Annotated in this window: 5 protein-coding genes; all 5 read left to right on the top strand. The window is 39.8% G+C overall.

All coding sequences use genetic code 11. The features are described from left to right. Window positions 1-6: 6 nt before the first annotated feature. The 5 genes from DWY57_RS03665 (at window position 7) to DWY57_RS03645 (ending at window position 12,270) form a co-directional block, all read left to right on the top strand. Window positions 7-2,358: a GH92 family glycosyl hydrolase gene (locus DWY57_RS03665; protein ID WP_009038014.1), complete on the top strand. Its 2,352-nt coding sequence runs from the start codon at window positions 7-9 to the stop codon at window positions 2,356-2,358. A gap of 10 nt (window positions 2,359-2,368) precedes the next feature. Next, on the top strand, window positions 2,369-3,958 hold the full coding sequence (locus DWY57_RS03660; protein ID WP_117652711.1) for a sulfatase: 1,590 nt from the start codon (window positions 2,369-2,371) through the stop codon (window positions 3,956-3,958). Window positions 3,959-3,983: 25 nt separating this feature from the next. Then, window positions 3,984-5,159 (top strand): MFS transporter, encoded by a 1,176-nt coding sequence (locus tag DWY57_RS03655; protein ID WP_117652722.1) that lies wholly within the window; start codon window positions 3,984-3,986, stop codon window positions 5,157-5,159. Between the two features lie 510 nt (window positions 5,160-5,669). Further along, window positions 5,670-9,155, top strand: a complete 3,486-nt coding sequence (locus DWY57_RS03650; protein ID WP_119961342.1) for a glycoside hydrolase family 38 C-terminal domain-containing protein — start codon at window positions 5,670-5,672, stop codon at window positions 9,153-9,155. Window positions 9,156-9,186: 31 nt separating this feature from the next. Then, window positions 9,187-12,270, top strand: coding sequence for a TonB-dependent receptor (locus tag DWY57_RS03645; RefSeq protein WP_117600491.1), 3,084 nt, complete (start codon window positions 9,187-9,189; stop codon window positions 12,268-12,270). The last annotated feature ends 1 nt before the right edge of the window (window position 12,271 follow it).

The following is a 12,271-nucleotide window of genomic DNA, read 5'->3' as shown; positions in this document are numbered from 1 at the left end:
AATATCATGAAACGACTTTGTTTTTTGGTGATATGTATGAGTATCATTATGGGGTGTTCAACAAGTACTTCAAGCACTAAAGCTTTGGTGGACTATGTAGACCCAAACATTGGAACTGCGCATTGTCGTTGGTTCTTTTATACACCGGCTGCTATTCCGTTTGGCATGGCAAAACTGGCTCCTTCTACCGATGCGCATTTGGGAAATCCCGGTGGTTGGCAAGCAGTGGGGTATGATTTTCGTCATACTTCCATCGAAGGCTTTGCCAATTTTCACGAGTTCCAGGTAGGCGGTGTCGTATTTGCACCGACTGTCGGAGAATTGCAGACAGTACCGGGTGAGTTGGAAAATCCGGATGGCGGTTATCGTTCACGTTTCGATAAGAAAGATGAAGTGGCAGCTCCCGGGTACTATTCTGTTTTGTTGAAGGACTATGGAGTAAAGGCTGAATTGACTGCTATGAAACGAGTGGGATTTCATCGTTATACCTATCCCAAAACAGAACTGGCAAACCTTATCTTCGATATAGGTAACAAGCAAGGAGAAAGTGGTGAGGTGAAAGATGCCGAAGTACAATATTTTGAAGATGGCCGGGTGGAAGGTTATGTAATCACTTCCCCCGTATATGTTAATATTTATCAGAAAGGGGCAGATGTACGTATGTATTTCTCGGCTGTTCTTAATAAGAAGCCGGTTCAGGTAGGTACTTTTGTAAAAGATGTGGTTAATCCGGGTAAACATCAGGAAAAAGGACCAGGCGCGGGTCTTTACATGACATTCTCTACAGAAGAACAAGAGGCTGTGGAAGTCAAAGTGGGCCTATCCTATACTTCCATAGAGAATGCTCGTTTCAACCGGGAAACCGAGGCTGCGGATGTTACCTTTGACCAAGCCAAGAAGAATGCAACAGATGTGTGGAATGAATCTCTGAGCAGGATTTATGTGGAAGGAGGGAAGGAAACTGATAAAGTGAAGTTTTACACCGGATTGTTCCATGCGCTTTTGGGGCGTGGATTGGCTAGTGATGCAAATGGATATTATCCTAAAAATAATGGAACGGTCGGTCGTATTGCTCTTGATGAAGAAGGTAATCCGGTACATCAGCATTATAATACGGATGCCATTTGGGGTGGTTTCTGGAATCTGACGCAATTATGGTCATTGGCTTATCCCGAATATTATTCTGATTGGATAAAAAGTCAGTTGTTGGTTTATCAGGATGCCGGTTGGTTGGGTGATGGCATCGCATGCAGTAAATATGTGTCTGGAGTAGGGACGAATTTTACTAGCTTGGCTATTGCTGCTGCATATAATTGCGGTATTCGTGATTTTGACGTACAGCAGGGATATGAAGCTGCTTTGAAGAATGAAGTGGAATGGCGTGGAAGACTTGAAGGTGCAGGTAAGATGGATGTACGTCAGTTTGTGGAACGTGGATATTCTCCTTATGAAAAACGGTTTGATATGGTGACTCGTGAGGAAGGATCTGGGTTTGGTGCTTCACATACAATGGAATACAGTTTCAGTAGTTTTGCTGTGTCCCAATTTGCCAAACATTTGGGTAAAGAGGATGACTATAAGTTACTCTCTGATTTGTCGAATGGCTGGAAGAATCTTTATGATCCGGAGACCCGTTTGATTCGTCCCAAGGATACTAAAGGAAATTTTCTGGAAGATTTTAATCCATTGGCTCCTTGGAAGGGATTTCAAGAAGGAAATGCCGTGCAATATACATTTTATGTTCCTCACCAGATAGACGAATTGGTAGATTTGGTAGGGCAAGAAACGTTTAATAATCGTCTGGATAGTATCTTTTTGCTTTCACAGAAAAATATTTTTGGAGGTGGGAAAGAAGTGGATGCGTTCGCCGGATTGAAGACGGTGTATAATCATGGTAATCAGCCTAATTTGCATATTTCTTGGTTGTTTAACTTTTCGGGTAAACCATATCTGTCTCAAAAGTGGGTACGTGCTATTTTGGATGAGTTCTATGGCCTCGAAGGTATACATGGCTATGGTTATGGACAGGATGAGGATCAAGGACAATTGGGGGCTTGGTACGTAATGTCTGCATTGGGCTTATTTGATGTAAAGGGATTGACGGAGATTGATCCGAAATTCCAGATAGGTGCCCCTTTGTTTGACAAAGTCACTGTCCGTTTGAATAAAGATTATTATCCGGGAGAGAAATTTGTAATCGAAGCTAAGAAGCAGGCGGTAGGTGATTGTTATTTGCAGGATATATCTTTGAACAACCGTCCGCAAGATACTGTACAATTGCCCTTTAGTGAGGTCGTAAAAGGAGGAAAATTGGTTTTAGGTTTGGGAGCTTCACCTAATGAGGAATTGACTCACTGAGAAATATGTTATGAAAAATAATCTGTTTTCCACTTCTATGGTTGTACTGCCGATAATATCGGCAGTACAACCTATTTGGGCCCAGAAAGTGTCCAATAAACCGTTGAATATTGTTTGTATTTTTACGGATGACCATGCTTTCCAGACCATAAGTGCTTACGGACATCCTATTTCAAAGTTGGCTCCGACACCTAACATTGATCGTTTGGCTGGGAATGGCATGCTTTTTACGCAATCTTTTGTAGAGAATTCCATTTCAGCTCCAAGCCGGGCGACCCTTTTAACGGGCTTGTATAGTCATCAGCACGGACAGACGAGGTTGGGGTGCTGTTTGAATCCACAGAAACAATGGTTTACCGAGCTGCTACAAAAAAAAGGATATGTAACTTCAGTCTTTGGAAAGTGGCATTTGAATGTTGAGCCGAAGGGGTTTGACCATTATGACATTCTTTTTGATCAGGGTGAATACTATAATCCCAAGTTCCGTCGTCCTGATACAAACGGAGAATATATAAAAGAAAAAGGATATGCTACCACGTTGATAACCGATCATGCCATAGAGTGGTTGGAGAAAAACATCTCCGATGAGAAGCCTTTCTGTGTCCTTGTAAATCACAAGGCACCTCATCGTAATTGGATGCCTGACTTTCCCAATATGCATTTATTTGAGGATGTGGATTTTCCAGAACCTGAAACGCTATTTGATGACTATACGACACGTGGTCCGCAGATGAAAACTCAGGAGCTGACAATTGATCGGCACATGGGGTATGCGTTCGATTTTAAGGTGAGAGAATTGAAGAACGAACCTACATTGCAATATATTAGAGACAGTTGGCTGATGGCAATGGCTGAGATGGATAGCAAACAGCGTGCCACATGGGAAGCTATTTATGACAAGAAAAATGAAGAATTCCTGAAAAATCCTCCGGTTGGAAAGGATTTGCTTCGGTGGAAATATCAACGGTATGTAAAAGAGTATTGTCGGACTATCCGTTCGGTAGATGAACAAGTGGGCCGTTTGCTTGATTATTTGGAAGAAAAAGGAGTTCTGGATAATACAGTGATAGTTTATACCTCTGATCAAGGTTTTCTGTTGGGAGAGCATGGACTGTATGACAAGCGCTTTATGTATGAGGAGTCTTTCCGTACACCTCTGATTATTTCGTGCCCTTCTTTAGTCAAGAAACATTCGGTATGCAAAGAGCTGGTGCAGAATATTGATTTGGCACCGACTTTCCTGAGCCTTGCAGGAGTGGAGGTGCCGAAAGAGATGTCTGGGCGCTCTTTATTACCGTTGTTTAAAAATGGAAAGGCGGAAAATTGGCGAAATGAGTTATACTATCATTTTTACGATTATCCGGCAGTGGGTAGTGTACGCAAACATGATGGCATTCGCACTAAACGCTACAAATTGATTCATTGGTATGGAGAGGGTAGTGGGAATGATGAAGCTATTGACTTTTGGGAATTGTATGATTTGAAAAAAGATGTGATGGAGGTCAATAATGTATATGATAACCCGAAGTATGTAAAAGTACGGGAAGCACTGACTGTTCAATTGGAAAAACTGCGTAAAGACGTGGGAGTGACAGAATAGATATTTTATATAAAAATCCATGAAAATGAAAAAACAAAACTCTATAATGACAGCCTTTCCGGTACTTTTCGGTTTCTTTGTGATGGGCTTCTGTGATATTGTCGGTATTTCATCAGACTATGTTCAGCGTAGTTTTAACTGGTCACCTATGATGACCGGGTTTGTACCTTCAATGGTGTTTGTTTGGTTCTTGTTTTTAGGAATTCCGATAGGTAATCGGATGAATAAATGGGGACGTAAGAATACCGTACTTGTTAGTATGGTGATTACAATTGTAGGTATGATTCTGCCATTATTGGCGTATGATGGTGTAACTTGCATGGTGGCTTATGCCTTGTTGGGTATAGGAAATGCTATTTTACAAGTTTCTTTAAATCCGTTGCTTAATAATGTTATAACTAACAAAGCTTTCCTGACAAGTAGTTTGACAGTTGGGCAGGTAATAAAAGCGGCTTCTTCTTTAGTCGGTCCGGAGATTGTATTGCTGGCTGTCCATTATTGGGGGATGGATAAATGGTATTATTGCTTCCCCATTCTTGGCTTCATCACTTTATTGTCGACAGTTTGGCTGATTGCAACCCCTATTGAACGGGAAAGAAATGTTGTGTCGAACAGTGATCTTTCCATGAGGAATACGTTTGCTTTGTTGAAAGACCGGACTATTCTATTACTGTTTTTAGGAATTTTCTTTATTGTAGGCGTGGATGTGGCGACAAACTTTATTAGTTCGAAACTTATGTCTATCCGTTTTGGATGGTCTGATGAGCAAGTAAAATTTGCTCCTCAAGTCTATTTCCTTAGTCGTACGATTGGTGCTTTGTTAGGGGCGTTCTTGTTGACCCGTATTGCAGAAATGAAATATTTCCGTATAAATATTGTAGCTTGTGTCGTTTCGCTGTTAGTTTTAATGGGAGTGGAAAAGGATGTGGTGAATATAGTTTGTATTGGTGCAGTAGGCTTTTTTGCTTCATCTGTTTTCTCTATTATTTATTCAATGGCTTTGCAGGCGCGTCCGGAGAAGGCAAATCAGATTTCCGGTCTGATGATTACAGCGGTTGCCGGAGGTGGAGTGGTAACTCCAGTTATCGGTTTTGCCATCGGTACTGTAGGTATTATCGGTGGTGTTGTGGTGACGTTGGCCTGCGTATTATATCTAACGTATTGCGCTTTTGGTATAAAAGTAACTTCTTGTGTAAAGTGATTCGTTTTTTGATACTATTAATACATCATCATTTTTATTTTTTAAGCGTCTTCGAAAACGAAGACGCTTTTTTGTGTTGTATGGTTTCTTTGGTATGATGATTTAATGAAAATATAATTTTATACCTTATAATTAATGTGTGAACATTGAAGTGTGTTGTGTAATCATTTTGATAAATACGGGCTTTGCTGGGATGTTATTCTTTGAAATGTTTGTTTTTTAATATTGTAGTTAAAGATGTTTTTAAACATAATTAGTTAATTATTAGTAGTTTAAGTTTTAATATGTATTCTTTTATAAATAATTTAGTGATAAATTAATTTAAGTTTAGTTTGACTTTTAATTTATTACATCTCATTTTTTTATAAAAAAAACTTTGTTTTACTTTTGCTTTTTGAATTTATTATATATATTTGCTGCATCTATATGTTCATACATATAATGAGGTTTGTTTTTGTTGAGACTACTTTATATGTTTAGCAGTTTTATTAAAAACTAATATTTTGTGGAATGAAAAAAATCATTACCGTTATTTTGTTATTAATGATGTTCATTACCGGATATGCACAACGTATTGTTGTGTATAAACAGTTGGATGAGAGCTTAATTAAAGTATCTGCCAGCAGCGAATTGAATAAAGGAACTATTTGTTCCGTAGTTAATGGAGATGGAATGCAGGGGTGCTATCATGTGGCTAATAACCTGGGACATGGCATGTGGTTGTCTGAAGTTTCTAAAAAGCCAGTTCGTTACAATAAGTCTACTCATGAAGGAGTTGTCTGGTTTTTGTGTGATTTTGGTAAAAGTAGAAAATGTCCTGAAGTAGATTTGATTCAGATATGGAACTATAATCAGAATGAGCATACTCGGCGTGGACTCAATAAGGTATATATAGAGTACTCAGAGGATGGGAATAAATGGCAATTACTAAAGAATGGTGATTTGGAATATTATTTAATTCCTGAATCGGTAGGACGTAATCCTGGATCCGTGGATTTTTCTTTGGATACTAAAGGTATAAAAGCACGTTATATATGCTTTACGGCTGCGTTGGATGGAGAAGGTAATCATTATGATCGTAAGAATCCGGTTGTGATACAGGAAGCTGCTGATATGCATCAGAATGTGGATTACTATGGTTTGAGCGAAATTCGTTTTTATAAAAAAACAGTGGTTTCAGTACAATCATTGGGAAAGCTTGATGATATTTCTTTTGTGGCTGGGCAAGGCTATCTAAAGAGTGCTGAAGGTCCTAAACGAGAATTCTTATTACGTTTTAATACTCCATTGTATGCTGGGGCTACCTTAACGTGTCAATTAGGTGATAAAATATGGAATGCTGAAATAGAGGCTTCAAAGACTGGGGTGGATGAGTACAAAGGATATTTCCCTGCTGGATATATGGAAGAGACCTCTTCTTTGGAGATAAAGGTGAATAGCCGTCAAGGTTGTGTGAAACGTAAATATGAAGTGCCAGGAGCAAGAAAGTGGACTGTTTGCTTTTTTCCGCATTCTCATTTGGATATCGGATATACACATCGCCAGGATGATGTGATGAAACTTCAATGGCGTAATTTGGAACGCGCACTCGATTTAGCTGAGCGTACTAAAGAATATCCGGAAGGTTCACGTTACTGTTGGAATACGGAGGCTACATGGGCAGTTGCTGCATATTTGAAAAAATATGCAGCAACTGAAAAGGCTGAACGTTTGAAGCAGGCCATTCGCGATGGTATTATTAATGTTGATATGTCTTTGGGAAGTATTTTGACTGGGATTAGCCGACAAGAAGAATTGATGCATATTTTTGATGATGCACATTGGATTAGTGATGAAGTGGGAGTAGAGCTGAATACTGCAATGATGAGTGATGTGCCTGGGCAAGCTTGGGGATTGGTCACTGCAATGGCTAAGAATGGAGTGAAATATTATTCACCCGGACCAAATTATGTACCTTTTTATGGGAGGATAGGAAATGACCGTGCTGCTGCTTTACATGTCAGATGGGGTGATAGACCTTTTTATTGGCAATCTCAATCAGGTACTGATAAAGTACTTGTATGGCAGGCAGGGCGCGGTTACTCATGGTTTCATGGCTGGTTGGCTAACCGTATCGGAGTTTGTGGACTTGAGCCAATCTGGGACTATTTAACAGAATTAGAAACTGAGGAGTTTCCATATCAAACTTGTTATTTACGTTATACAGTTCATGGTGATAACGGCCCTCCCGATCAATCAATGTCTGATGTAATCCGTGAGTGGAATGAACGTTATGAGTCTCCTCAATTCCGTATATCAACTGCCCGTGAGTTCTTTATGAAATTCGAAGAACAATATGGCGCTGAATTACCCGTCTTTGCTGGTGACATGACTCCCACTTGGGAAGACGGAGCGGCTTCTACTGCTTGTGAGACAGCAATGAATCGTACTACTGCTGCACGCTTGGCACAGACTGAAACTATTTGGAGTATGCTTCATAAAACAGACGCTTTCCCAGATAAAGCTTTTAAAGAAGCATGGAAAAATGTGATACTGTTTTCTGAGCACACTTGGGGGGCTTCTGCTAGTGGAACTGACCCGCATTCTAAATTTACAAAAGATTTGTGGGAAGGGAAAAAAGCTTATGCTGATAATGCAAGTAATCAGTCTCAAATATTATATAAACAGGCTTTAAGCCCATTGCATGTCGACAAAGGTGGGGATTTTGTACATGTGCTGAATACAAATCTTTGGAATCGTACGGATGTAGTGTTTTTGGATTCAATGGTCAATTTGAATGAAAAAGAATTGATAACCAGGACTGGTGAAAAAGTAGAGACACAGCGTCTGTATGATGGCCGTTGGGCTTTTGTTGCTGAAAATATACCAGCACTTTCTTCTGAGGTATATCAAATCGTCTCGAAGAAAAAGAGTTCAAGACGTTTCGTTTCCATGATTGCAGAGAATAAAATATTAAATAATGGAATTGTACGCGTTGAAATTGATGAGGTGAAAGGTACAATTAGTTCTTTCAAAAGAGTTGGTGACTCTTATGAATATGCTTCGAATAGCGGTTTGAATGATTATTTATATACTGGAAGATATGCTTCTGACCCACAGGGAATCGAACAGATATTAAATATAAGAGTGTTGGATGATGGAGCGGTTGCTGCTACACTGCGTATAGAGTCTAAAGCTCCAGGATGTAATACTTTATGGCGTGATGTGACAGTTTACAAAGGGATAGATAGGGTAGATATTTGTAATACGTTGGATAAGCAGGATATTTTAGATTTTGAAAATGTGCGTTTTGTTTTTCCATTCAATATTCAGCAACCTGAAATTACAATGGATCTTGCCATGAGTGAAATTCATCCTGAGCGTGAGCAACTGGAGGGAGTAAACAAACATTATTATTCATTGCAAAACGGATTGGCTGTGGGAGATTTGGAGCATGCAGTCTGCCTGACCACCGTTGATGCGCCTTTTGTTGAACTGGGTTCGCCCTCAGGGCTTGATTATCGCCTGAATCCCCGTCATGGATATGGCTGGTGGCAGTCTGCCAAGATATCGCCGATTGTCTATTCATGGGTAATGACGAATACATGGAGGACTAATTATAAAGCATCACAAGGAGGCACAGCGAAGTTTCGCTATTCTTTGCAGCCTTGTAATCCGCTTGACCTGAAATTGAAACAGCGAGGAGCTGAACGTGAGATGGAATTGGTGGCTGTAGCCAGTCGTTCTTCTCAGAATATAGAGCAGTTGTTTCGGTTGAAAGGACGCCATCGTATTGCATTATCCAGTATCAAACCTGCTGACGATGGAAAGGGGTATATTGTCTGCCTGCACAATATGGGTAAGCAGAGTGTTTGTTCATCATTTGTTTGGGGTAGTATAAGGCCGCGTGAAGTAAGTGTATGTGATTATCGTCAGAAGGCCTTCAGACCTTTTAATGACGAGATGTTTTGGATGAAGCCTTATGAATATATCATGTTGAAAGTAATAATAGAATAATCATCAAATTGCAATTTTAAATTTAATAAGTATGAAAAAGTTAGTGGTACAGAATCTTTTAAAGGTTTGGTTGTGTGCAATGGTGTCGTTCATGACAGTGACGTTGTATGCACAAGGGAACTCTTTTAAGGTATCGGGTACAGTAAAGGACAACACCGGTGAGCTGGTGATTGGCGCCACTGTCATTGATACCAAGACAAAAAATGGATGTGTGACGGACGTTGATGGAAACTTTTCTTTAGAGGTGACGCCAAATTCGTCGATTAAAGTAAGTTTTATTGGATATAAGTCACAGACGATTGCCATCAAGGCAGAACAGAAGGTTTATAATGTCATCCTTCAAAGTGACAATGTTTTGATTGATGAACTGGTAGTGGTAGGCTATGGAGTGAAAAAGAAACAGACATTGACCGGTGCTGTGTCTGCCGTAAACACGAAGGACATTGTTTCTACAAAAAATGAAAGTTTACAGAATATGCTGACTGGTAAGATTGCCGGTTTACGTGTGGTTCAAAATTCAAGTGAGCCGGGAGCTTTCAATACATCGATGGATATTCGTGGACTGGGGAATCCACTGGTGATAATTGATGGTATTCCTCGCGATAATATGGCACGCGTTGATCCGGAAGATGTTGAGAGTATTTCTGTTTTGAAGGATGCCTCTGCTTCTATCTATGGTGTACGTGCTGCCAATGGCGTAATTCTTATTACCACCAAAAAAGGTGCGCAAGGGAAACCGGAAATTAATTATTCGGGTAGCTTTACTTGGCAAATGCCTTCCAATTTCCCAGATTTGGTTACTTCACAAGAATGGATGACATTGGCTAATGAAAAGGGACGTCATAATGTAGATGGTGGAGGAGCTTCTTATTCTGATGAAGAAATAGCCGCTGCACAGACTACAGATTGGAAATCAGCAGTATTACGTGGTTCTGCGCCTCAGACACAACATTCCATCAATATTTCAGGTGGGACGGAACGTGTAAATTATTATGCGAGTGTTGGCTATCAAGCGCAACAAAGTTTCTTGCAGACAGATGATATGAATTACGATAAATGGACAATGCGTAGTAATCTTTCTGCCAATATTACTAAGAATCTGAAATTGGATGTTAATCTTTCAGGTTTGATGGATGAGCGTAATACACCGCATTATGGTGCTTATGATATTATTCGTGGTCTTTGGTTGATGCAGCCGATGGATCCCATTTATCAGGAGAATGGCGGTTTTACCCAGCCTTCAAACTCTACTTTGATGAATCCGGTGGCGATGATGGATAAGGATGTTGTAGGATATAAAACTTATAAGAGCAAATGGTTTCAGTCAAGTTTTTCATTGAGTTATGATGTACCTTGGGTAGAAGGATTGAAACTAAAGGGGTTATATAGTTACGATTATATAATGAATGATAATAAGGAGTTTGAAAATACTTGGAAATCATATCGAGATAATCAGGTATGGACACGTAATGATCCTCCTAAAGTAGGTCGTACATTCTATTCAAAAGATAATACTTTATGGCAAGTACAAGCTAATTACTCTCGTGAGTTTAATGGGCATAATATTGATGCGATGCTGCTGTTTGAGGAATCGACTTATAAGGGGGATAACTTTAATGGTAAAAAGGAACTTTCTATTCCTATAGATCAAGTTTTTGCCGGAAATGCTGATAACCAGCAATTTGGACAGAGTACTGCTGCTTCTGCCTTGTTTGATAATGCCAATCAAGCATTGGTAGGGCGTGTAGCTTACGATTATAAGTCCAAATATCTTATTGAATTTGCTTTCCGTTATGAAGGTTCTTCAAAATTCCCTGCAAATTCACGTTGGGCTATGTTTCCTTCAGTGTCAGGGGGATGGCGTGTCTCTGAAGAAAAGTTTTGGAAAGAATCTTCTTTGAATTTCATTAATAACCTTAAAATACGTGCTTCTTGGGGTAAGATGGGTGACGATGGTGCTTTAGCGTATCAGTTCCTTAATGGTTATACGTATCCGGTAGGTGGGGCAGCATATGCGATGCCGGGTGGTGCCATTTTTGATGGCTCATTTGTCAATGCTTCTGCAACAAAGGGATTGGCTAATCAAAGCATCTCATGGATTGAAGCTAAAACTTTTGATATAGGTTTTGATTTGGAAGCATGGGATGGCCTATTGGGATTGACTGTTGATTATTTCCGACGTGATCGTGATGGATTACTGACCACTCGGGCAGCGAGTCTTCCGGGAGTAGTGGGAGCCGCATTGCCACAAGAGAATCTGAATGGAGATATGACCCGTGGATATGAAATAGAAATAAGCCACCGTAATACCATCAATGAGTTCAGTTATGAGATAAAAGGAAATTTTGCGTATGCCCGTTCAGAAAATAAACATGTGGAAGGTGCGCGGAAAGGTAATTCTTATTTGAATTGGAAACAAAATTCAAACGATCGTTTTACAGATCTTTGGTGGGGATATGGGGCCGGCGAACGTTTTACTTCATGGGATCAAATTTATTACAATTCTATTTATATAGGACGTGGTTCTGTACTCGGTGATTATAACTATGAGGATTGGAACGGTGATGGTTGGATTAATGAATTGGACGAACATCCTTTGACGAACACGGGAGACCGTCCTTTGATAAATTTTGGTTTGACGTTTAATGCAAGTTGGAAAGGTTTTGATGTAAGTCTGTTGTTGCAAGGAGCTGCCAAACGTCATATCTCTTATGATGAGTTGCTTTACAATCCATTGTGGGCTAATACAAATGCTTTGGATCAATTTATGGATCGTTGGCGTCCTGCTGATAGTCATGCAGATCCTTACGATCCGGCAACTAAATGGATTAGCGGTCATTATGCTTACACTGGTTCACTGCCGAACCGGAATTCAGAATTCAATATGCAAAATGCTGCTTATCTGCGTTTGAAAACAATTGAAGTGGGATATAGTCTTCCTAAATCATGGTTGACTAAAATTGGTGTACAAGGGCTGCGTGTTTATTTAAGCGGTTATAACTTGTTTACCATTACCGGATTGAAATATTGTGATCCTGAATTCCCGTCAGGAAATTATGGATATAACTATCCTTTAAATAAAACAGTTACTATTGGAGCAAATCTTAAATTTTAAA

The sequence above is a fragment of the Bacteroides sp. AF25-5LB genome, assembly GCF_003602965.1.
Taxonomy (GTDB): Bacteria; Bacteroidota; Bacteroidia; order Bacteroidales; family Bacteroidaceae; genus Bacteroides; species Bacteroides uniformis.
Note: the sequence above shows the minus strand (reverse complement) of the source record. Positions and strands in the feature narration are given on the sequence as shown.

Bases quoted from the DNA above. Each gene is read 5' to 3' on its own strand.
- DWY57_RS03650 (WP_119961342.1), top strand. From the start codon at position 5,670: ATGAAAAAAATCATTACCGTTATTTTGTTATTAATGATGTTCATTACC.
- DWY57_RS03645 (WP_117600491.1), top strand. From the start codon at position 9,187: ATGAAAAAGTTAGTGGTACAGAATCTTTTAAAGGTTTGGTTGTGTGCA.
- DWY57_RS03660 (WP_117652711.1), top strand. From the start codon at position 2,369: ATGAAAAATAATCTGTTTTCCACTTCTATGGTTGTACTGCCGATAATA.
- DWY57_RS03655 (WP_117652722.1), top strand. From the start codon at position 3,984: ATGAAAAAACAAAACTCTATAATGACAGCCTTTCCGGTACTTTTCGGT.
- DWY57_RS03665 (WP_009038014.1), top strand. From the start codon at position 7: ATGAAACGACTTTGTTTTTTGGTGATATGTATGAGTATCATTATGGGG.